The following is a 23466-nucleotide window of genomic DNA, read 5'->3' as shown; positions in this document are numbered from 1 at the left end:
TCGACCGGCGAGACAATAATGCGGATGCCGCGCTTGTTGGCCTCCACTTCCACCATGCGGTAGGCTTCCTGCAACAGCTCGCCCAGTCCCACCGGCTCCATCGAGAAGGTGACCGTGCCCGATTCGATCTTGGCCAGGTCGAGGATTTCATTGATCAGCGTGAGCAGGTGCTCCCCGGCTTTCAGGATATGCCCCATAAAGGTCTTGCGCTGCTGCGCGGTGATGGGCAGCGAGTCGTTATTGAGCAGCTGGGTGAAGCCGAGGATGGCGTTGAGCGGTGTGCGCAGTTCGTGCGACATGCTGGCCAGGAACAGGTCCTTGGCCTTGCCGGCCCGCTCCAGTTCCAGCTTCTGTTCGTGCAGCGTACGCTCGATGCGTTTGCGCTCGCTGATGTCGCGGATGGCGCTCGACACCAGCACCTCGCCTTCCGTTTCCAGCGGGCTCAGGCTGATCTCGACGGGAAACTCGGTGCCGTCGCGGCGCAGCCCGTACAGTTCCAGCCCGGCGCCCATGGAACGTGGCCGCGGCGAGTCGAAAAAGCTGGTGCGCAAGTGCGGATGGCCGTTGGCGAAGCGCTGCGGAATCAGCACTTCCATGCGCTTGCCCAGCAGGTCGCGGCGGTCATAGCCGAACAGCTGCTCGGTTTGCGAATTAATCAGCACGATTTCGCCCTGCCGATTGACGATGACGATGGCGTCCGGCGCCGATTCCAGCAGGCCGCGGAACTTCTGCTCCGCCTTGCGCCGCTCGCTGATGTCGCGGATGGCGCTCATCACCAGCGTGCCTTCCTCGGTGCTGATGGGGCTCAGGCTGATCTCGACGGGAAATTCAACCTGGTCCTTGCGCAAGCCATACAGTTCCAGACCGGCGCCCATGGTGCGCGGGCGCGGCTGGAAAAAGTAATTGGAACGGTGCGCCACGTGGCCGCCCCGGTAGCGCGCGGGCAGCAGCACTTCCACCGGCAACCCGCGCAGCTCGCCGGACTGGTAGCCGAACAGGCGCTCGGCCTGGGAGTTGGCCAGCACGATCAGGCCGGTGGAGTTGGCCATGATGATGCCGTCCGGCGTCGATTCGAGCACATCGCGGAACTTCGCTTCCACGTGCTTGGCGTCGCGCAGCGCCTTCTGGCGCGTGATGTCTTTTTTGGTGCACAGGATGTACTCGGTGCGGTCGGTGTCGTCGAAAATGACCTTGCTGGCCACGTCAACGAACAGCGGCGAGCCATCCTTGCGCCGCCGCAGGCACTCGTAGTCGTACACGCCGCCGCTGCGCGCCAGCTCCTGCAGCAGGGTGCCCCACTCCTGGCCCGGCAAGCCGATCAGGTCGTGCAGCGGGCGGCCTACCGCTTCCGCCGCCGTATAGCCGAACAACTGCTCGGCGCCGGGCGTCCAGTGCACCACCTGGCCCTTGCGGTTGGCCACCACCACACCGCCTGGCGCCTGTTCCAGTACCAGCCGGTCGAAATCCGTCGTCATCCTGTCGCCTCGCGCAGCACGTGATGTGCTGTGCGAGTATAGAACCGGTCGCGGCGGTAGACAAGCGCTGCCGCGCGCCCCGCCATCATGCCGCTGCGCTTACGCCTCGCCGCCGAAGCTTCCGGCATGCAAGCCACCGCCGGAGGCTTGCAGCTCCGCCCCGGCCTGTTCGGCCGCCCGTTTGCCGGCCAGGAAGGCGTGGTCCGAATTGTAGTACTCCCACTCGCTGTAGCGCCCGGCCAGCAGGATGCCCTGCCCCTCCAGCCAGTCGCGCACGGTGGCCACGTTGGCTGCCCGGGCATGGTCGTACACCACGTAGGCGTAGGGCATGTCCACCAGGCTGGTCGTGAGCACCTCGTCGTCCGGCCGCATGAAGCCGACCTTGATACAGTCCTCGATGCAGCGCCTCACCAGCGCATCGCCCTCCACCGGCAGCGGCTTGGTGGGCGAGTACGAGATTTCACAAGTAAAGCCGAAACCGCCGGGCGCATTGCATTCGTGGCTGGCATTGCCTTGCACGAAAATGCGGTGGAAGATGCTGTCTTCCGGGTAGTAGATCCAGTGCTTGTCGGTGACGCCGGTGCGCGCGATGCCGATGTTGACACAGCGCACCGAGACGTGGAGCAGGCCGCGCGCCGCAGCGCGCACCGCTTCGGGCGCCTCGCTCCCTATCAGGCGCACCAGTTCCGGCAGCGGCATGGTGCTGATCAGGCGCTGGTACTGGTAGCGGCGGCCATCGGCCAGCGCCACGGTGCGCTCGCCGGGCAGCAGTTGCACCACGTCCGCGTTCAGTTCCAGCTTGCCCCGGATATGGGGCAGGAAGCCGTCCATCAGCGCCTGGAAGCCGCCCCGGCGCGGATAGCCGAAGCGCGCGTTCGGGCCCATCGGACGCGCCATCGGCTTCAGCGCGCCGTCGATGATCTCGCCCAAGTCCGGCAGCGGCACCCGCCCGCCCAGCCAGGAGGTTTCCATGTCACTGAGCGGCACGGTCCAGAGCTTGCGGTTGTAGGGAATGGCGAAGTGGCGCGCGATGCCGGCGCCCCACACCTGGTGGATGAATTCCTCGAAGCTGCGCGTGCGCTGTTCGCGCGCCGGGTTGTCCGGCAGGTTGCCGTTCAGGGCATCGGCAGTGCCGTCCGCGCAACAGTCTTCCACCCCGGCTGCCTGGCAGGCGGCCTCGTTGGCGGCTTTGCCGTAGCGCGCCTCGATGGCGCCGACGATACATTCCTTGATCACCTCCGACGGCAGGCCGTACAGCGCACCCTGGAACGGGTAGCGCGTGTACACCTGCTTGCTGTAGATCCATGCTTCGCGCATTTGCCAATGCTGGTTGTCTCCCAGCAGGGTGTCGTACAGCCTGAGCACGTAGGGATCGTTGGAAAACATGATGTGGCCGGCGTGGTCGAATGTGAAACCGTTCTGGCGAATCGAACGGCACCAGCCGCCCACCGTAGCGTTACGCTCCAGCAGCAAGGTGTCCGTTCCCAGATGATAGGCGGCCGACAGCCCGGTCGGACCGGCGCCGATGATGACGGCGCCAAAGCGCTGCGCCGGCTTCGGCGCGCGCAGCGGGTTGACCTTGGCCGGTTCGCCCTGGCCGGCAGCCGGCGCCGCGCCCGCCCCGGATCCTGTTCCCGCGCCAGCCGCAAGGCCTGGTGCGGCAGCGCCGGCCTGCCCTGGGCGCGCACCCTGGCCGCCCGGCGGCGCTGCACCCAGCAGCGCGCGCATGGCGTCGGCGGTGGCGTCCCAGGAAGTCCGCGCCACGATGGCGCGCATACCTGCCGCCATGGCGGCGCGCTGCGGCCGTGTTTGCGCCAGCGCCGCCTCGCAGTGCGCAATAAACTCGGCGTGGCTGCGGCCGATGGCCACCGTACCGCCGTATGGCTGCGCCACGTCGGCGATGGCGGTGCTGACGATGGGCAGTTCGGCCGCCATGTATTCCAGCACCTTGGTAGGGCTGATGTAGCGCGTGGCCTCGTTCAGCGCGAACGGCAGCAGGCAAACGTCCCATCCGGCCAGGAAGTGCGGCAGCGCCGCGTAGGGCTGCTGCCCCAGGTAGTGCACGTTCTGCCGCTGCGGCAGCGTTTCCGGCGCGATCTTGACGATGGGGCCGACCAGCACGATCTGCCATTCGGGGTGGGCGTCGGCCAGCGCGGCGATCAGTTCGGTATCGAGCCGCTCGTCCAGCACGCCATAGAAGCCGAGCCGCGGCCGCCCGATGTCCTGGTGCAGCGGGTGGCCGTTGCTGCGGTCCAGCGCCTGCTCGAAGTGCACCACGTCCACGCTGCTGGGGAAGCAGTGCACGTGCGGGTGCCGGTGGCGCTTGGCTTCATAGAGGCTGGGACCGCCGGTAAACACCACGCCGGCCAGGTTCAGCAGCGCCGTCTCGCGCTGCAGCAGCTGGCGCGGCGGGTTCTTGAACGCGGACAGTTCGTCCATGCAGTCGTACACCACGCGCGCCGGATGCAGCTTGGCCAGCAGCGGCAACGCCATCGGTGTGTAGAACCAGACGATGGGCTGCTCGCCATCGGGCACCAGCTTGTCCAGCAGCGGCTGCAGCAGCGGAATCTGGTCGTCGTGGAAGCCGGCCGCCAGCGACGGCGTGCGCGGCTGGTACACGGTGATGTTGGGCGCGGGTTGATAGCTGGTCAGCCTGGCGGGACCGGCATCGTGCAACGGCTCCTCGACAAACAGCACCTTGTAGTGCTGCGCGAGCCGCGTCAGCAGTTGCTGGGGCCGTTGGTAGACGAAGTCCCAGCGCAAGTGACTAAAGACGATGATGGTTTCCATGCTGTTCTCCTTGGTTGGTGTTGTACAGAGCGCGCCGGTCACGCGCATGGCCTGCCGCAGCGCAGTCGCATAGCCGGGCACCAGCACGCGCGCCAGCGGGTCGGCGCCGTCCCGGTCCAGGTCCCACAGTCCGCTGTGGTGCCAGTGGTTCTCGTCCTCCCAGTCCGGGCGGTCGATGGCCGGATACAGGCAGATGCCGTGGAAGTCGACGCCGTGCTGCATGGCCAGCGCCGCCTCGCTGGCCATTTCGCGCGCCCAGGCGCCCCGTCCGCTGCCCACGTGGCTGGTTTCCGCCAGCAGCAGCGGGCGCCCGTAGCGCTGCTGGTACTCCATCAGGATGCAGTGCAGCGGCAGCCGGCGCGGCTCGCCCAGGTGCCACCACAGCCGCAGGTTGGTCCCGCTTTCCCACTGGTTGCTGTGGTAGTAGTTGCCGCCGATGAGGTCGACATAGCGCGGCGCGCCGCCCAGTTCCGGCTGCACGCGGCCGCACAGCATGTCCAGCGCTTCGAACTGCGAGGCGCGCCAGCCGGCCGCCTGCACCGCCCAGTCGGGCCGGTTGGCCGGGGCGATCACGTGGATCATGGGGTCGCACTGCAAGATGCGGGCGCCGGGCGTGACGTCCCAGATGGCGTCGCAGCCGGCGATGCTGGCGCGCACCAGTTGCCGCTTGCCCTCCCCGCCCGCGTCCGGATGGTGCATGTTCTTGATGCGGAACATGTGGATCGACAGGCCCCAGCTGGTAAACGAGATTTCATTGATGGGCGAATACACCGGCTGCGGCCCGCCGTACGGGGCGAGGAACTCGGCGGCGGCGCGGCAGAAGCGGGCAAAGCGCGGCACGAAGTCCGGACCGAACAGATCCAGGTCGTCCGGAATGCCGTAGTGGCAGAAAGTCCAGCTGACCTGCAGGCCCAGTTCCTGCGCGGCGCGGCAGCGGCCTTCCAGCACCGAGAAATCATGGCGCCCGTCGCGTTCGCACAGCCGCCAGCCGATCGATTCGCGCACGGTGCGGAATCCCAGGCGCTGGGCTTGCTCGTAGTCGCTGCGGGCCCGCTCCAGGTGGCCGGTGACGGCGTTCATGTCCAGCGCGCGGCCGGCGTGGTTGATATGGTCGGCGCCTTCGTAGCCGGCCTGCCAGAAACCGGCGAATGGGGAACTGCTGATCGTCATCGCGGCCTCATCGGTCTACGTTGCGGGTGGCCGCGTTGATGCGTTCAATGGCAATCTTGGGACTGCGGTCGGCGTTCAGCAGGCCGTTGGCTTCCTGGAAGGTGTCGGCAAACTGGGTGTAGCAAAAACCGCTGAACATGGGCAGCTCGTTGACCACCGCCAGCAGCGCGCGGTAAGCCGCCTCATACGCGTCGGCGCTGTTGGCGCGCGAGTAGCCCCAGGTATGGTGGGCCGGCGCCCTGGGGTCGAAAGCGATGCCGCCGAACTCGGTGAGGATGATGGGCTGGCCGCGGTGCGGGAAGCCGTCCAGCGTCAGGATGCGGCCGCCGGGACGGCGCCGGTCGAACAAGGTGGCGACCGGGTCGGTCAGCTCGTAGCGGGCGGCGATGCGCTGCGGATCGGCGTCGTAGTCGTGGATGCCGAGCAGGTCGGTGGCCGAGGCTTCCCAGCCGTCGTTGCCGATCACCGGGCGGGTGGCGTCGAGCACGCGCGTCATGTGGTACAGCGCCTCCACGGCGTTGCGGTGCGCCTGCATCGCCGTCAGGTTGGGCACGCCCCACGATTCGTTGAACGCCACCCAGACGATGATGCAGGGATGGCTGTAGTCGCGCTCGATGGCCTCGGTCCACTCGCGCACCATGCGCGTCACGGCCAGCGGGCTGAAGGCGTAGCAGGACGGCATTTCTTCCCACACCAGCAAGCCCAGCTTGTCGGCCCAGTACAGGTAGCGCGGGTCTTCGATTTTCTGGTGCTTGCGCACGCCGTTGAAGCCCATGGCCTTGGCCAGCTCCACGTCGCGCCGCAGCGCATCGTCGCTCGGGGCGGTCATGATGGTGTCCGGCCAGTAGCCCTGGTCCAGCACCAGCCGCAGATGATAAGGCCGGCCGTTCAGCATGAAGCGGTCGCGGTTCACCGAGACCGAGCGCAGCGCGGTATAGGAGCGCACCCGGTCCAGCTCCGCGTCGCCGCAGCGCAAGGTCAGCTCGGCGTCCAGCAGGATGGGGTTTTCGGGGCTCCACAGCAGCTCGTTGCGCGAGTCGTCGATGCCGGGATCGGACAGCGCGATCTTGCGGTTGGCCTCCTGGCCGACCAGCATGTAGACGTCGTCGGCCAGCAGCTTGCCGCCGTGCGACAGCTTTACTTCCACCGTCAGGCCCGAGGTGAGGTCGCCGGCCGCCAGGATCTGGCAGCCGATCTCGAAGCCCTCGAAGATCGGCGTCCAGCGCAGCGACTTGATGTAGGTGGCGCCGACCGGCTCCAGCCAGACGGTCTGCCAGATGCCGGTGGTGCGCGGATACCAGATCGAATGCGGGTCCAGCTGCCAGTCCTGCTTGCCGCGCGGCTTGGCCAGATCGGCCGGGTCGTCCTCGGCGCGCACCATCACCACCTGCTCCGCGCCGTCCAGCAGCGCGGCGGTGATGTCGGCGTAGAACGGCGTGTGCCCGCCCTCGTGGCAGGCCACCAGTTCGCCGTTGACCCAGACCTTGGCCGCGTAGTCGACCGCGCCGAAGTGCAGCAGCGTGCGCGGTCCGCGCGTGGCCAGATCGAGCCTCAACCGGTACCAGCAGACGCTGTGAAAGCCGGTGTCGCCAATGCCGCTGGCGTCCGATTCGGGCGGGAACGGCACGTTGATGCTGCGCTCCCATTCGATCTCGTCCTGCGGCCCGCGATAGCGCCGCTGGTCATCGTAGGAAAAATCCCAGGGGCCATTCAGACAAGTCCATTCGGCGCGCACGAGCTGCGGCCTCGGGTAGCAAAAGTCTGCCATGTCGTCTCCACCGTTTTGGTTCAATCCGGTGAAAATCTTAACAACCTTCGCGCCCCGGCGTTGCCCCAATTCCGCTCCGAAATGTTCGCGTCGAAACCGCAGAGCGCCTTTAGGTAAGCGGCCTCTTCGGTTCACCAGATGTCGTTCGAGACGGTGATTGCCTATCCGGCTGCGCCCCTGCCCTGAGGCCTGGCTGCGGCGGGGGGCCGATGCTGTTCGTCTTTTGCCACGAGGTGGTAACGGCCGCGCATCGCCATGGGCAGCGCACCGGCGCCTCGTGCGCGCCGGCCGCCGGCTTCGTCGCGATGATGGAGCTCGATCCCGCGCTCGCCAAGCGCTGGCCGGCCTGGCGCACGGACGGCGCCGGAAGCAAACCTTGACATTCGGCGGCGCAATTGCTCCAATGCCAAGATGTTTGCCTCCGCCCTCTCCCAACTGGCCCACGTGGTCCTGCTGCCGCCGATGTGCCTGTTCCTTGCGATGCTGGCCGGGTGGCTGCTGCGGCACCGTTGGCCGCGCTTCGGCACGGCGCTGGCAGGCGGCGGCCTGGCCGCGCTGGTAGTCCTGAGCACCGACGCCGGCGCCCGCCTGCTGGTGCGTCCGCTGGAGACCATGAGCGCGCCGCTGGCGCCCGGCCAACCGCTGGCGCAAGCCATCGTCGTGCTAGCGGCGGGAAATATGGAGCACGCGCCGGAATACGGCGGCAACAGTCCGGACAGCATCGCACTGGCACGCCTGCGCTACGGTGCGCGCCTGCAGCACCAGACCGGGCTGCCGCTGCTGGTCAGCGGGGGCAATGCCGACCCCGCGCGCGGCATTCCGCCCAAGGCCGAGTCCATGGCGCGCGCGCTGCGCGAAGACTTCCGCACCGAGGTGCGCTGGGTGGAGGCCGCCTCCGCTACCACCGCGGAGAACGCCGCATTCTCCGCCCGCCTGCTCAAACCGGCCGGCGTGCGGACCGTGCTGCTGGTGACCGACGCCATGCACATGCCCCGTGCACGCCGAACGTTCGAGCGCGCCGGCCTGCAGGTGGTGGCCGCTCCCACCATGTTCCGCGCATGGGGGCCGGTGTCGGCCTCCTCCTTCCTGCCACGCGCGGACGCGCTGGCCTCTTCCTACTACGCCGCCTATGAGTGGATAGGCCTGGCCTGGTACCGGCTCATGGAATAGGCTGCGCGCAATCCAGGCCGGCGCAAACGCATCCGCACCGTTCCCCACCACCGCCTCTCTCAACGGAATCCCATGTCCCGCACCAAGACCGCACTGCCCCGCACAGCTTCACGCAAGCTTCTCCCGCTGGCCATCATCGGCCTGATCTGCCTTGGCGGCGGAGCCGCTGCCGCCTTGTACGTTGTCAACCAGGTCGGCATGGCGCCGCGCCAGGTTGCGCCCTACCTGGAGCACCGCACCGCCGGACACAACAGCATCATCGAGGGCGCCGGCCGCAAACTGTCCGCCACGCTGGCCGCGCTGGATGGCGGCGCCGCCGGGGCGCCCGCCCTGCCCGCCTGGAACGTCGGCGCCCAGCCTGGCCTGCGCGCGGGCCAGGCCGCGGACGCGGCGCCAGGCAAGCGCGTACCGGTCGCCACCCCGGCGGCGCTGCTGCAGGCCCTGGCGGGCGCGCGGGCCGGCGACGTGATCACGCTGCAGCCCGGCGCGTACAGCTTGGGCAGCGGGCCCTTTGTCGCCGCCAGCGCCGCCGGCAGCAAAGAACGGCCCATCACCGTGCGCGCCGAGCGGCCCGGCACCGTCACCATCGAATTCAAGCTGACCGAAGGCTTCCTTGTCACGGGGCCGCACTGGACTTTCGAGAACCTGTCCATACGCGGCGCCTGCGCCGAAGCCGCCGCGTGCGAACACGCCTTCCACGTAGCGGGCCGCGCCAGCGGCTTCGTGGCGCGCAACAACACCATCAGCGACTTCAACTCGCACTTCAAGATCAACGCGCAGGGCGGCAGCGCGCCGGACAACGGGCTTATCGAATTCAACACGCTCACCAACCGTGCGGTGCGCCAGACCGGCCAGCCGGTCACGCCGGTCGACCTGGTGGCGGCCAGCAACTGGATCATCCGTGGCAACCTGATTTCGGACTTCATCAAGGCCGGCGGCGACGGCGTCAGCTACGGCGCCTATGCCAAGGGCGCGGGCGCGGGCAACCTGTTCGAACGCAACGTGGTGCTGTGCGAGCACAAGCTGCGCGGCCACCCGGGCCAGCGGGTCGGCTTGTCCCTGGGCGGCGGCGGCACCGGTACGCCCTACTGCCGCGACCAGCGCTGCGTCACCGAGCAGGACGGCGGTGTCATCCAGTCCAACGTGGTTGCTGCATGTTCGGACGAAGGCATCTATCTGAACCGCGCCGCCACCAGCAAGGTGCTGCACAACACGCTGATCGACACGGCCGGCATCGTGGCGCGATTCCCGGAAAGCAGTGTGCAGGTGGAAGGCAATATCATCGACGGCCGACTGCGCGCGGACCGTGGCGGCATCCTGCACGCGGGCGACAACCTGGACACCAGCCTGAACCGGCTGTTTGTCGGTTCCCATCCGCAACGGGCGCTGTTCCGGGATGCGCTGGCGCTGGACCTGGGCTGGGCCGGCGACGTGCCGCGCCGCAGCGCTTCGGCGTCGGCGCAGGAGCCGGGCTCGGCGCTGCCGGCGACCGACCTATGCGGCGCCGCCCGGCCGGCGCAGCCCGCTTACGGTGCGGTGGAAGACTTTGCCGCCTGCCTGAAGCGGTAGGCACCACGAGCTACAAGCCGGCGCGCAGCCGGAACCGCACTAAACCGGTGCATCTGTTCGTTGCAATGCTGGCACGCTTCTTGATACTACAAGCGTATCGCAGCCACGGAACAAGCAGATGCCTACCTTCTTTAATGAAATGCATGCGGACGGCGGATCGGAAGTGCGGGAACATTACCGCGAATTCTGCCGCTGGCTGGCCCAACAAGCGCCTGAAACCATCGAGCGCAAGCGCGCCGAAGCGGACCTGATGTTCCGCCGCGTCGGCATCACCTTCGCCGTCTACGGCGACGACGCCGGCACCGAGCGGCTGATCCCCTTCGACATCGTGCCGCGCATCATCCCGGCCGGCGAATGGCGCCAGCTGCAAACCGGACTGGTACAGCGCGTCAAGGCGCTGAACATGTTCATCCACGACATCTACCACGGCCAGAACATCATCAAGGCCGGTATCATTCCCGCCGAGCAGATCTACCGCAACGCCCAGTACCGTCCGGAGATGCAAGGCATCGCGGTGGCCTCCGATATCTACGCCCACATCGCCGGGGTGGACATCGTGCGCGCCGGCCAGGGCGAATTCTACGTGCTGGAGGATAACCTGCGGGTCCCATCCGGCGTCTCCTACATGCTGGAAGACCGCAAGATGATGATGCGGCTGTTCCCGGAACTGTTTGCCCGCAACAAGATCGCGCCGGTGGACCATTATCCCGACCTGCTGCTGGACAACCTGCGCTCGGTGGCGCCCATGGGCGCGGACGACCCCACCATTGTTGTCATGACGCCCGGCATGTACAACTCGGCCTACTTCGAGCACGCTTTCCTGGCGCAGCAGATGGGCGTGGAACTGGTGGAGGGCAAGGACCTGTTTGTGGCCGACAATTCCGTCTACATGCGCACCACGCACGGTCCCAAGCGGGTGGACGTGATCTACCGGCGCCTGGACGACGACTTCCTCGATCCGCTGGCCTTCCGGCCCGATTCCTCGCTGGGCGTGCCCGGCCTGCTGTCGGTGTACCGCGCCGGGCGCGTCACGCTGGCCAACGCGATCGGCACCGGCGTGGCCGACGACAAATCGATCTATCCCTACGTGCCGGACATGATCCGCTTCTACCTGTCCGAAGAACCGGTGCTGAACAACGTACCGACCTACCAGTGCCGGAAGAAGGAGGACTTGCAGTACACGCTGGCCCACCTGCCCGACCTGGTGGTGAAGGAAGTGCACGGCGCGGGCGGCTACGGCATGCTGGTCGGCCCGGCCTCCACCCGCGAGCAGATCGCGGACTTCCGCCGGCGCCTGATTGCCAAGCCGGACGGCTATATCGCCCAACCGACGCTGGCCCTGTCCAACTGCCCCACCTTCGTGGAAAGCGGCGTGGCGCCGCGCCATATCGACTTGCGGCCCTTCGTGCTGTCCGGGAAAACCATCTCCATGGTGCCGGGCGGGCTGACGCGCGTGGCCCTGCAGGAAGGCTCGCTGGTGGTGAACTCCTCGCAGGGCGGCGGCACCAAAGACACCTGGATACTGGAAAAGGACCTCCCATGCTGAGCCGCACCGCCGACCACCTGTTCTGGATGGCGCGCTATACCGAGCGCGCCGAAAACACCGCCCGCATGCTGGACGTGAACGTGCAGACGTCCATGCTGCCGCAGTCCGAGCAGGACGCCGCCCGGGGCTGGCGCGCCATGCTGGGCATATCCGAGCTGCAGCAGGCCTACGACCGCAAGCACGACACGGTGGAAGGCCGCGCCGTGATCGATTTCATGGTGCGCGACCCGTCCAATCCATCATCCATCGCGGCTTGCCTGAAGGAAGCGCGCGAAAACGCCCGCGCCGTGCGCGGCACGCTGACCACCGAGGTGTGGGAGATCCAGAACCAGACCTGGCTGGACTTGCAGAAGCGCTTGAACAACGGCGTGCTGGAACACGATCCCAGCCAGTTCTTCGAGTGGGTGAAGTACCGCTCCCACCTGTCGCGCGGGGTGACGCTGGGCACCATGCTGCGCGACGACGCGGTGCACTTCATCCGGCTCGGCACCTTCCTGGAGCGGGCCGACAACACGGCACGCATCCTGGACGTGAAGTTCCACGGCGCGCGCGACGCCGAGGACGGCGACTTTTATTACTGGGCGGCGCTGCTGCGTTCCGTGTCCGGCTTCGAGATCTACCGCAAGGTGTACCGCGACATCATCACCCCGGCCCGGGTGGCCGAACTGCTGATGCTGCGCGCCGACATGCCGCGCTCGCTGCTGGCCTGCATGGACGAGGTGGTGCAGAACCTGCACCAGGTGCGCAACGACCTGTCGCGCGACACCGAGCGGCTGGCCGGCAAGCTCCACGCCGAGCTGCAGTTCGGCCGCATCGACGACATCCTGCAGGCCGGGCTGCACGACACGCTGACCGAGTTCCTGCAGCGCATATACGAACTGGGCAATCGCATCAGCCGCGATTTCCTGGTGCCGCTGGCGGCCTAGGAAGACTCAAGGAGATCCGAATGCAATTGTCCATACGCCACGAAACCAGCTACAGCTACACCGCGCCGCAGGCCTATTCGATCCAGCAGTTGCACCTGACGCCGCGCGCCGAGGCGCACCAGCACGTGCTGAACTGGCACCTGAACACGGTGGGCCAGATCCACGGCTACACGGATGCCTATGGCAACCTGTCCCATATGCTGACAATCAATTCGCAGCACATGGGCCTGGCCATCGTGGCGCACGGGCTGGTGGAGACCACCACGCCGGACGAGGGCCGCATCGCCAACGGCGACACGCTGTCGCCGCTGATCTACACGGTGCCGACCCGGCTGACGCAGGCCACACCCGGCATCCTGGAGCTGGCCGCCGCCTGCCTGCCGGACCGCACGGCGCAGACGCGGCATCTGATGCGGCTGGCGGAGCACATCTTTGGTGCGGTCAAGTATCAAAGCGGTGCGACCGAAGTGACCACCACCGCCAGCGCCGCGCTGCAGCTCGGCATCGGCGTGTGCCAGGACCACGCGCACATCTTCCTGGCCTGCTGCCACGCGCAAGGCATACCGGCGCGCTACGTGTCCGGCTACATCGACCCGGGCGGCACCAGCCACGCCGCCAGCCACGCCTGGGTGGATGCCTGGGCGGAAGACCGCGATTACAGCGGCTGGGTCAGCATCGACGTGACGCACGCGCGGCTGATGACGGATGCCTATTGCCGGCTGGCCATCGGGCGCGACTATGACGCGGCGGCCCCGGTACGCGGCGTGCGGCGCGGCGGCGGCGACGAAGCGATGTCGGTCAATGTGCTGATTGTGCCGCAGTAAGTGCCGCGGCAGGCGCGCCATCAGATGGCGCCGGGCCCACCCGTCCAAGTGATAGAATTAATTCCTTGAACCAATAAACTGTTATCAAATGACTTATTGTGTAGGAATGCGCCTGGACGCAGGCCTGGTTTTCTTGTCGGACTCGCGCACCAACGCCGGCGTGGACCAGGTGAGCACGGCGCGCAAGCTGAACGTCTTCGAAATCCCGGGCGAGCGCATGATGGTGCTGATGACGGCCGGGAATCTGTCGATTTCGCAATCTGTGCGGCAACTGCTGTCCGAGCACGTCGGCGTGGCCGGCTACAGCATCTGGAACGTGCCCACCATGCACGAGGCGGCGCGGCTGGTGGGCGAAGTGGTGCGCCTGGTGCATGAGCGCGACGCCAAGGCACTGGCCGAGTTCGGCATTGATTTCAACGTCAGCCTGATATTCGGCGGCCAGATCACCGGCGAGCGCTGCCGCTTGTTCCAGGTGTACTCGGCCGGCAATTTCATCGAGTCGCACAACGAGAACACCTATTTCCAGATCGGCGAGGCGAAGTACGGCAAGCCTATCATCGACCGCGTGGTGACGCCCTCCACTTCGCTGGACGAAGCGGCCAAGTGCGCGCTGATTTCCATGGATTCGACGCTGCGCTCGAACGTGTCGGTCGGCCTGCCGCTGGACTTGCTGGTCTATGAAAGCAACTCGCTGGCGGTGACGCGCTTCGTCACCATCGACGAGCGGAACCAGTACTTCCAGATGATACGCACCACCTGGGGCCAGCAATTGAAGACCATCTTCGAGGGCATCGCGGCGCCGGAATGGGACGCGGCGCCGGAGGTGGCGGCGAGCAGGCCGGTGCGCGTTCCGCTGCCGGACAGCCTGGCCCCCGCCACGCAGCCGCCGGGCCCGCTGCAGTCGTTCGCGCAGCAGTTCGGCAGCAAGCAGCAGTAAGCCATCCGCATTACGGCCGCCAGCGCTTCAGCAGCAGTGCATTGCTGATGACGCTGACCGAGCTGAAGGCCATGGCGGCGCCTGCCACCACCGGGCTGAGCAAGCCCGCCGCCGCCAGCGGTATTCCCACCAGGTTGTAGATAAAGGCCCAGAACAGGTTCTGGCGGATCTTGTTGTAGGTGCGGCGCGAGATGTCGATGGCGTCCGCCACCAGCGCCGGGTCGCCGCGCATCAGCGTGATGCCGGCGGCGTGCATGGCGACGTCGGTGCCGGTGGACATGGCGATGCCGACGTCGGCCGCCGTCAGCGCCGGCGCGTCGTTGATGCCATCCCCGACCATGGCAACGCTTTCGCCCGCCTTGCGCAAGCGCGCCACCTCGTCCGCCTTCGCTTCCGGCAACACCTCCGCAATCACCCGCCGGATGCCGAGCGCAGCGCCCACTGCCTGCGCACTGCCCTGGTTGTCGCCGGTGAGCAGCACGGTCTGGATGCCGAGCGCGTGCAGCTTGTCCACCGCGGCGCGCGCGCCGGGCTTGATCTGGTCGCCGAAAGCAATCAGTCCGAGCAGGCTCGGCGCCGGGCCGGCGGCGGCGACCCACGACACGGTATTGCCGGCATGCTCCAATACTTGGGCCCGGCCCTGGAGCGCCGCCAGATCGATGCCGGTTTCCCGCATCAGCCGCGTACTGCCCAGCAGCAAAGGCTGGCCGTCGACGGTGCCCGCCAGGCCGCGCCCGGGCAGCGCCGTCACACCAATTGCCCGCGACGGCGCCACGCCGCGCGCTTCGGCCAGCTTCCTGACGGCGGCAGCCAGCGGGTGCTCGCTGCCCTGCTGCAGCGAGGCGGCCACGCGCAGCAAGTGTTCATCCGCGCCGGCCGCAGGCAGCAACTCGGTCACCACCGGCTCGCCCACGGTCAGCGTGCCGGTCTTGTCGAACACCACCGTGCTGACGCGGTGCGCGATCTCCAGCGCTTCCGCATCCTTGATCAGGATACCGTGCCGGGCGCCGACGCCGGTACCGGCCATGATGGCGGCAGGTGTGGCCAGCCCCAGTGCGCACGGGCAAGCGATCACCAGCACCGCCACCGCATTGATGATGGCCGTCTCGGCGCCCGCGCCGGCCAGCCACCAGCCTGCGAAGGTGAGCAGTGCGATCACCAATACCACCGGCACGAACACCGAGCTGACCTGGTCCACCATCCGCTGCACAGGCGCCTTTTCGGCCTGCGCGTTTTCCACCATGCGGATAATGCGCGACAGCGTTGTCTCGGCGCCCACCGCGTCGGTCCGGACCAGCAGCAAGCCGTCGGCATTGATCGCGCCACCGGTCACCTTGGCGCCGGCATGTTTCGCCACCGGCATGCTCTCGCCGGTCAGCATGGATTCGTTCACGTGGCTGGCCCCTTCCGTCACCGTGCCGTCCACCGGAATGCGCTCGCCGGGCCGCACCACCACCAGGTCGCCCACGCGCACCGCGCCCACGCGAAGTTCCACCTCCACGCCGTCGCGCCGCACGCGCGCCAGGTCCGGACGCAGCGCCTGCAGGGCGCGGATGGCGTCCGTGGTCTGGCGCTTGGCGCGCGCCTCCAGCCATTTGCCGAGCAATACCAGGGTGATGACGACCGATGCGGCCTCGAAGTACAGGTGCGGCATGCCGCCGCCCGACGCCAGCAGCTGATAGACACTCAGGCCGAATGCGGCGCTGGTGCCGATGGCCACCAGCAAGTCCATATTGCCGGCGCCCGCCCGCGCCGCCTTCCAGCCAGCGATGTAAAAGCGCGCGCCCAGCCAGAACTGCACCGGCGCCGCCAGCGCAAGCTGCAGCCAGCCCGGCAGCATCCAGTGCAGTCCGGCCAGCTCCGCCACCATGGGCACAACCAGCGGCAGCGACAGCAATGCCGCGATGCCGACGCGGATCCCCTGCCAGTCGCGCCCGGCCGCCGCGCCCTGCGCCGGAACGGCTGGCGTGCCGATCGCTGCGCCCACTGCGTCGGGCGGCGCCGTGCCTTGGCCGGCGGCAGGCGCGCCGCCTGCCTCGGGCGTGGCCTGATAGCCTGCCGCCGCGATGGCGTCGACCAGCTGCTGCACCTCCACGCCCGGCGCCGCCACCACGTGCGCGCGTTCGGTCGCGAGATTGACGCTCACGCTGCCCACACCCACGACTTTGCTGATTGCTTTTTCGACACGCCCGACGCAGGAAGCGCAGCTCATCCCCTCGATATCGAGGGAGAGTTCGCGCTGCGCGGCGCCGTTCTCTACTACCGCTGAATTTGCCATGATGCCGTCCCGAATGCTGATCCGGCTTCCAGTGTAGGGCTTCCCATGATGGGAAGGTCAAGCACAGGATGACCGGCCTGTCAGCCCGCGAAACCGCACAGTCAGCGCCGTTCCGTGCCGCCCGGCAGCGTCATGGTGAACCGCGTGCCTTCGCCGAGCTCGCTCTTGACGTCGATTTTGCCATCCAGCACGCCGTACACGATGTTGTACACGATGTTGAGGCCGAGCCCGGACCCGCCCCGCCCCAGCTTGGTGGTAAAGAAGGGGTCGTAGATGCGGCTCATATTCTCCGGCGCGATGCCGCCGCCATTGTCGGACACGCACACCTCCACCTTGCCGCCTTCCACGCTGCGCCCGGTCACCAGCACCTCTCCCTCGCCACGCCCGTCGAAGCCGTGGCTGAGGGCGTTGGTGATGAGATTGATCAGGACCTGGCCGAACGGACCGGGGTAACTGTTCATTTCGATCAGTTCGTGCACTTCCTGGCGCACCCGGATACCGGATTTTTTAAAGGTGGGCATCAGCACCAGCAGGATCTCGTCCACCAGCTCGGCCAGCATGAACACGCGGCGCTGCGACGTGGTGCGGTCCACCGCCACCTGCTTGAAGCTGGCCACCAGGTCCACCGCCCGGTGCAGGTTGCGCAGCACGATCTCGCCGCCGCCGTTGATGTCGGCAACAAAGGTCTGCAAGGTGGAGCGCTTCAGGCCCTCTGCCGACAGCTTCTGAAACTCGCGGGTCTGGTCCATCAGTGTGCTGACCGCCAGCAGGCTGTTGCCGATCGGCGTGTTCAGTTCATGCGCCACCCCGGCCACCAGCGCGCCCAGCGCGGCCAGCTTCTCGTTGCGCACCAGCTCATCCTGGGCGCGCTGCAGCGTTTCCAGCGACGCGGCCAGGCCCCGGTTGGCCTCGACCATCTGGCCGGTGCGTTCGGCCACTTCCAGTTCCAGGCGGTCGCGGTATTGCAGCAGTTCGCGCTCACCGCGCTTGCGCTCGGTGATGTCGGTGGACACGCCGCCCAGCGCCCAGGTATGGCCCTGCTCGTCGATCAGGGGGAACTTCTCGGACAGGTAAGTGCGTTCCTCGCCGGTGTGGTCCGGCACCGATTCTTCGTAGGCCCTGGCGTGCCCGCTGTCGAGCACCTCGCGGTCGTTCTCCCGCAACTGGCTGGCAGCGCCGGCGCTGTACAGCCGCACGTCGTCCTGGCCGATGGGTTCGGGCGCGCCTGCCGGCAGGGTGAGCCGGAAGCGCTCGTTGACCAGCATGTAGCGCCCCTCCAGGTCCTTGATGTAAATGACCGCTGAGGACTTCTCGACGATGTTTTCCAGCAGCGACTGGCTGCGGCGCAGCGCCGCGTCGCGCGCGGCGATGGTGCCAAGCATGGTGTTGATGGCTTCGGCCAGCCGCCCTACTTCGTCGCGCCCTGCCACTTGGGCGCGCAGGTCGTAGCGCTGCTCCTGGGTGACCCGGTGCGCCACCGAGGACAGGGCCAGCAGCGGGCGCGTGACCAGGCGCCGCACGATCAGCGCATGCAGCAGGCCGCCCACCGTCAGCGTCAGCAGCACCACCGCCAGCACCAGGCCGTAGTGGCGCAGCCGCTCGCCCAGCGGGGGCAGCGCGTACTCCACCTGCAGGTAGCCCAAGGTCTCGCGCTCCAGGCGCACCGGCACCATCATGGTCAGGTAGGGGCCGGCGAAGTGGTAGCCGGGCGCGGCGGTGTTCTTCCCGGACCAGACGCAGCCGCCGTCGCCGCTGCGCCGGTAGCGGGCGAATTCCCGGTGCTGGGCGTCGAACAGGCAGGCGCTCTGGATGTCCGGGGTGCCGCGCAGCGCGGCCAGCGTGCGGGTGGCAACGGCGCGGTCGCCGAAATTCAGGTCGGCGTCCAGTTTGAGCGATACCAGTTCGATGCGGCCGGCCAGGTCCGATACCAGTTTGGGACGGGCCACGACCACGTCGTACGAGGCAAGGGCCAGCAAGGCGGCCAGCAGCGACACGCCGGCAGTCACCACCGACACGAACAGCAGCTTGCGCTGCAGCGCAGTATCGCGCAGCGACACGCTCAGCGCCTTGTGCGGCGCTTTCACCCGGCCGCCCTGCCGGCCACGCGCTCGATCGGCATCATAGTGCTCCAGCCCCCATATCGCTAGGAAACATCTTTGATTCTAGCGCAATCAATCGGGACACAGCGAGCATTTTGGCGCGCGGGCAGGCAGGGCCGGAGGCGCCCATTCTTGCTCTGAAGCTGCATGCATCAAACTGATCCGAAAAGCAGGAACGCATGCACAGGAGTTATAATACGTTCATAAATCGCTAACGATGTAAGCCTATTCCTACTGTGCGTTGAGGAATCTCACAAGTAGTTACAATTGTTACCCTGTCTGGTGGGAATGTGTGCTTTTTGCGCAAAATGAGCATGCTATTATCGCTTCGCTTTGCAAGCCATAGGCAAAAGGCGCATGATGTAATGCGCTGCACCAAATAGCAAAAGCATAAAACATTAGTTGTCGCTTGGAAAGAAGTGGTATCATCCGCATCCACGTCGCCGGCTGCGACTTGCATAGGGGCAAACTCGAAGATGGAATTATTCAACAAATCCGGCGTTTTGGTAGCAACGGTGCTGGTTACCGTTGGCGTACTGATCGGCGTGCAAGCCAAGGACGATATGGTCCCGCCCGCACCGGTCATCGAAGCGACGGCCTTGCAAATGAATAAGGGCGGCAATTTTGCTGCGGAGCGGCGACTGCGCGAATGGGCCGAACAAGGCTCGGCTGTGGCGCGCCGCGAACTGGCCCGCCAGTACCAGGCCGACAGCAGCCGCCGCGAGGAAGCCATCAAGCTGTTTGAAGACGCCGCCCGCGCCGGCGATAGCCAGGCCGCCACCCAGTTGTCCGAGATGCAGCGCGAGGCGCGCGACGCCGAACTGAGCAATATCAAGGAAGCGGCCGCCACCCGCACCGCAGCCAATACCTGGAACCGCTATTAAGCGTTGCCACGGCTGATGGATAGACTACGCGCACTGGAAGTGTTCGTCGAAGTCGTCCGCAAGGAAGGCTTTGCCCGCGCCGCCGAAGCCCTCGACACCTCCCCCGCCAACGTTACCCGCTATATCAGCGACCTGGAAGCGCACCTGCACACGCGCCTGCTTAACCGCAGCTCGCGCCGCATGTCGCTCACGTCGAGCGGCGAAGCGCTGTTCGAGCGCGCCAAGTCCATCCTCGATGAAGTGGCCGAGGCCGAAGCCATTGTTTCCTCCGCCACCATGCAGCCGCGCGGCTTGCTGCGCATTAACGCGCCGCTCAGCTTCGGCGTGCAGCACCTGGCGCCACTGTGGCCGCGCTTCATGGAACTTTACCCCGACGTGCAGCTGGAAGTGGCGCTGATCGACCGCGTGGTCGACATTGTCGAGGAGGGCTACGACATGGCCATCCGCATCTCGCGTGCAGGCTCGGCCTCGCACGTGGCGCGCAAGCTGGCCAGTTCGGTGAACGTGCTGTGCGCCGCGCCCGCCTACCTGGCCAGGCACGGCGCCCCGGCCACCCCGGCCGAGCTGCTGAAGCACCAGTGCATCGGCTACAGCTATGCCGCCAGCGACGAATGGCAGCTGCTGGACGCGGAAGGCAAGGCGCACACTGTCAAGATTCCCTTCATGATGCGCACCAATAACGGCGATACGGCGCGCGCCGTGGCGCTGGGCGGGCGCGGCATCATCTGGCAGCCGACCTTCCTGGTGGGCGCCGATCTGCGCGCCGGCCGGCTGGTGCCGGTGCTGCCCGACTACCGCATGCAGGACATCGACATCCAGGCCGTGTACCCGAGCCGGCGCCACCTGAGCGCCAAGGTGCGCGTGATGATCGATTTCCTGGTGGACCAGTTCAAGGACACGCCGCCCTGGGACCGCCCCGGCGCCGCCGGCTAGCGCGGCACGGCCCCGGCCTATAGGGCATAAGGGAGAGCGCGTTTCGCCGCGCGCTGCGTTACAGTGCCTCCATTTACAGATAGATGGAGCATTTTCATGGCGGACAGCAAGAACGAAGTACAGGCATCCCGACAGGCCGTAGCGCTTGGTTTTCTCGCAGGGTACGTCGACGCGCTGGGTTTCGTGGCCCTGTTCGGCCTGTTTACGGCCCACGTGACCGGTAACTTCGTGCTGATCGGCAGCGAACTGGCCAGGCCCAGCGGAAATAGCGTGCTGATCAAATTCCTGGCCTTCGGCGCCTTCGTGGCTGCCGTCGCCTTTACCCGGCTGTACATCCTCTGGCTGGAACGGCGCGGCGTGGCGCCGCTGCGCTCCGTGTTCGGGCTGCAATTGCTGTTGCTCATCGGCTTTATGCTGGCTGGCCTGGCAGCACTGCCGGTGACCGCCTCCGACACCCCGCTGGCCCTGCTGGCGGGCGCCATCGGCGCCGCCGCCATGGGCGTGCAGAACGCCGCCGCCAAGCTGCTGCTGTCCAACCTGACCCCGACCACCGTTATGACCGGCAATGTCACGCAACTGGTGATCGATCTGGTGGACGTGGTGCGCGGCGGCGCCGACCAGGCCATCCACCGCCGCTGCGCCAAATTCCTGTGGCCGATACTGGCATTCGGCAGCGGTTGCATCGGCGGCGCGTTTGCATACATTTACGCCGGCTTTTACGGCCTGCTGCCCGCCATCGCGCTGCTAGCGTGGCTCACCTGGGGCGCGCGCCCGCAGCCGGCGGCAGCCTAGCGAGGACTGCAACGACTTGCAAACTCCGCGTTAACCCCGATTAACATCTCTTAACTTGATCTGCCTACGTTGCCCGTACATCATAAATGCATGAGAAGCAACAGCGTTCGCTGCTGCAGTACGTAGGAGATCACAATGCAGCTCAATACTGTCAACATCCACATCATGCATGAAGACCCCGTCATGACGGCGGGACTGCGCGCCATCCTGGGCGAGCATGGCGAATTCACCGTCTCCACCCACGCGCTGTGCCCGCATGCGCTGAGCATGGCGCACGTCATCGTGGCCGACTACCAGAGCGGCATCGCCGCCGCCCGGCAGATGCCGCAGGACCGCTACAGCCCTGCACCGCGCGTGCTCATCGTGACGCAGTTCGACAAGGAGTGGGAGGTGCGCATGGCCATGGACAGCGGCGTGCACGGCTACCTGCTGCAAGGCTGCAGCGCCGAGGAGCTGGCCAAGGCGGCACGCCTGCTGAGCCAGGGCCTGCGCTACCTGAGCGAGGCGGTGACGCGCTGCGTGGCCGACAGCCTGAGCCGCGAGTCGCTGACCGGCCGCGAAACGGACGTGCTGCGCCTGCTGGCCCAAGGCTGCTGCAACAAGTCCATCGCGCGCGAACTGGGCATCGGCGTGGGCACCGTGAAGACGCACGTCAAAGGCCTGATGAGCAAGCTGGACGCCACCGCCCGCACCCACGCGGTGGTGGTGGCCACGCAGCGCGGCCTGATCGGTCCCAGCCAGCGCGCCACCGCCCCCAAGAACATCATGCCCCGTCCCCAGAACAACGGTTTTCACAACGCAGCACTACAGTAAGGATAATTTATGAACAAGCTGACCACGGCTTTTGGCGCGCCGGTTCCCGACAACCAGAATATCCAGACCGCCGGCCCGCGCGGCCCGGCCCTGCTGCAGGACGTCTGGTTCCTGGAAAAGCTGGCGCATTTCGACCGTGAAGTGATCCCGGAGCGGCGCATGCACGCCAAGGGCGCCGGCGCCTACGGCACCTTCACGGTGACGCACGACATCACCAAGTACACCAAGGCCGCGCTGTTCTCGCAAATCGGCAAGCAGACCGAACTGTTCGTGCGCTTCTCGACCGTGGCGGGCGAACGCGGGGCGGCCGACGCCGAGCGCGACATCCGCGGCTTCGCCATCAAGTTCTACACCGAGCAGGGCAACTGGGACCTGGTGGGCAACAACACGCCGGTATTCTTTCTGCGCGACCCGCTCAAGTTCCCTGACCTGAACCACGCCATCAAGCGCGACCCGCGCAGTGGCCTGCGCAGCGCCAACAGCAACTGGGACTTCTGGACCCTGCTGCCGGAAGCGCTGCACCAGGTGACGGTGGTGATGAGCGACCGCGGCATTCCGCGCAGCTATCGCCACATGCATGGCTTCGGCAGCCACACCTTCAGCTTCATCAATACGCAAAACGAGCGCTACTGGGTGAAGTTCACCCTCAAGACGCAGCAAGGCATTGAGAACTTCAGCGACGCGGAAGCCACCGCGCACATCGGCGCGGACCGCGAAACCCATCTGCGCGACCTGTACGACAGCATCGAGGGCAAGAACTTCCCGAAATGGACGCTGTTCGTACAAGTGATGCCGGAAAAGGAGGCGGCCACCTGCCCTTACAACCCGTTCGACCTGACCAAGGTCTGGCTGCACAAGGACTACCCGCTGATCGAGGTGGGCGTGCTGGAGCTGAACCGCAATCCCGAAAACCACTTCGCCGAAGTGGAGCAGGCTGCGTTCAATCCTGCCAACATCGTGCCCGGCATCAGCTTCTCGCCGGACAAGATGCTGCAAGGCCGCCTGTTCTCCTACGGCGACGCGCAGCGCTACCGCCTGGGCGTGAACCACGCGTCGATCCCGGTCAACGCGCCGAAGTGCCCCTTCCACAGCTACCACCGCGACGGCCAGATGCGGGTGGACGGCAATATGGGCGGCGCCACGCCGTACGAGCCGAACAGCTACCAGGAGTGGGTCGAGCAGCCCGACTTCCGCGAACCGCCGCTGGCGCTCGAAGGCGCGGCCGACCACTGGAACCACCGCACCGACGACGATTACTACACACAGCCGCGCCTGCTGTTCCAGCTGATGACGCCGGCCCAGCAAACGCTGCTGTTCGAGAACACCGCGCGCGCCATCCTGGGGGCCTCGCAGCAGGTGATCGACCGCCATGTCGGCAACTGCACCAAGTGCGACCCGGCCTACGGCGCCGGCGTGGCTGCCGCCATCGCGCGTATCCACAACGTCGCGTAGTCGGAGCGGGCCGCAACGGTCCGCCGGGCGGGTTGGCAGG

17 protein-coding genes are annotated in these 23466 nt (G+C 66.8%); 12 read left to right on the top strand and 5 right to left on the bottom strand.

Annotation, left to right across the window (positions count from 1 at the left end; all coding sequences use genetic code 11):
• The 3 genes from AC6H42_RS01945 to AC6H42_RS01935 form a co-directional block, all read right to left on the bottom strand.
• A partial coding sequence (locus AC6H42_RS01945) for a PAS domain S-box protein (protein WP_497547299.1) occupies positions 1–1475 on the bottom strand: 1475 nt, incomplete at its 3' end.
• Between the two features lie 99 nt (positions 1476–1574).
• Positions 1575–5435: an NAD(P)-binding protein gene (locus AC6H42_RS01940; RefSeq protein WP_497547298.1), complete on the bottom strand. Its 3861-nt coding sequence runs from the start codon at positions 5433–5435 to the stop codon at positions 1575–1577.
• Between the two features lie 7 nt (positions 5436–5442).
• Positions 5443–7203, bottom strand: coding sequence for a glycoside hydrolase family 2 protein (locus AC6H42_RS01935; RefSeq protein ID WP_497547297.1), 1761 nt, complete (start codon positions 7201–7203; stop codon positions 5443–5445).
• 209 nt (positions 7204–7412) lie between these two features.
• Between AC6H42_RS01935 and AC6H42_RS01930 the strand changes: the two genes are divergently transcribed.
• The 7 genes from AC6H42_RS01930 (at position 7413) to AC6H42_RS01900 (ending at position 14175) form a co-directional block, all read left to right on the top strand.
• A complete protein-coding gene (locus AC6H42_RS01930) occupies positions 7413–7583 on the top strand; it encodes a hypothetical protein (RefSeq protein WP_157201018.1) in 171 nt (56 codons plus the stop codon).
• A gap of 31 nt (positions 7584–7614) precedes the next feature.
• Positions 7615–8373, top strand: coding sequence for a YdcF family protein (locus tag AC6H42_RS01925; RefSeq protein ID WP_497547296.1), 759 nt, complete (start codon positions 7615–7617; stop codon positions 8371–8373).
• Positions 8374–8445: 72 nt separating this feature from the next.
• The gene (locus tag AC6H42_RS01920; RefSeq protein ID WP_057156615.1) at positions 8446–9942 is read left to right on the top strand and encodes a right-handed parallel beta-helix repeat-containing protein; all 1497 of its coding nucleotides are present in this window, start codon (positions 8446–8448) and stop codon (positions 9940–9942) included.
• 118 nt (positions 9943–10060) lie between these two features.
• Positions 10061–11488, top strand: a complete 1428-nt coding sequence (locus AC6H42_RS01915) for a circularly permuted type 2 ATP-grasp protein (protein WP_057156616.1) — start codon at positions 10061–10063, stop codon at positions 11486–11488.
• Entirely contained in the window at positions 11482–12414 is a 933-nt protein-coding gene (locus AC6H42_RS01910; protein WP_057156617.1) for an alpha-E domain-containing protein, read from the top strand. Before AC6H42_RS01915 ends, AC6H42_RS01910 begins: the two co-directional genes overlap by 7 nt.
• A 20-nt stretch (positions 12415–12434) precedes the next feature.
• Entirely contained in the window at positions 12435–13238 is an 804-nt protein-coding gene (locus AC6H42_RS01905; RefSeq protein ID WP_497547295.1) for a transglutaminase family protein, read from the top strand.
• Positions 13239–13344: 106 nt separating this feature from the next.
• On the top strand, positions 13345–14175 hold the full coding sequence (locus tag AC6H42_RS01900) for a proteasome-type protease (RefSeq protein WP_229418262.1): 831 nt from the start codon (positions 13345–13347) through the stop codon (positions 14173–14175).
• 10 nt (positions 14176–14185) lie between these two features.
• Here AC6H42_RS01900 and AC6H42_RS01895 read toward each other — a convergent pair whose 3' ends face one another.
• Both AC6H42_RS01895 and AC6H42_RS01890 read right to left on the bottom strand, forming a co-directional pair.
• On the bottom strand, positions 14186–16453 hold the full coding sequence (locus tag AC6H42_RS01895) for a heavy metal translocating P-type ATPase (protein ID WP_497547294.1): 2268 nt from the start codon (positions 16451–16453) through the stop codon (positions 14186–14188).
• A 101-nt stretch (positions 16454–16554) separates the two neighbouring features.
• The gene (locus AC6H42_RS01890) at positions 16555–18537 is read right to left on the bottom strand and encodes an ATP-binding protein (RefSeq protein ID WP_229418263.1); all 1983 of its coding nucleotides are present in this window, start codon (positions 18535–18537) and stop codon (positions 16555–16557) included.
• A gap of 491 nt (positions 18538–19028) precedes the next feature.
• On the opposite strand from AC6H42_RS01890, the gene AC6H42_RS01885 reads away from it, so the two are divergent.
• From AC6H42_RS01885 to AC6H42_RS01865, 5 genes are all read left to right on the top strand, one after another.
• Complete coding sequence (locus tag AC6H42_RS01885; RefSeq protein ID WP_200953999.1) at positions 19029–19436, top strand: hypothetical protein; 408 nt, start codon at positions 19029–19031, stop codon at positions 19434–19436.
• 15 nt (positions 19437–19451) lie between these two features.
• A complete protein-coding gene (locus AC6H42_RS01880; protein WP_057156621.1) occupies positions 19452–20369 on the top strand; it encodes a LysR family transcriptional regulator in 918 nt (305 codons plus the stop codon).
• Between the two features lie 96 nt (positions 20370–20465).
• Positions 20466–21161, top strand: a complete 696-nt coding sequence (locus tag AC6H42_RS01875) for a YoaK family protein (protein WP_057156622.1) — start codon at positions 20466–20468, stop codon at positions 21159–21161.
• Positions 21162–21296: 135 nt separating this feature from the next.
• Complete coding sequence (locus AC6H42_RS01870) at positions 21297–21974, top strand: LuxR C-terminal-related transcriptional regulator (RefSeq protein ID WP_057156623.1); 678 nt, start codon at positions 21297–21299, stop codon at positions 21972–21974.
• Between the two features lie 9 nt (positions 21975–21983).
• Positions 21984–23426 carry a catalase gene (locus AC6H42_RS01865; RefSeq protein WP_057156624.1) on the top strand — a complete coding sequence of 481 codons (1443 nt, stop codon included), beginning with the start codon at positions 21984–21986 and terminating at the stop codon, positions 23424–23426.
• The last annotated feature ends 40 nt before the right edge of the window (positions 23427–23466 follow it).

Source organism: Massilia sp. NBRC 108631, assembly GCF_059704565.1.
Note: the sequence above shows the minus strand (reverse complement) of the source record. Positions and strands in the feature narration are given on the sequence as shown.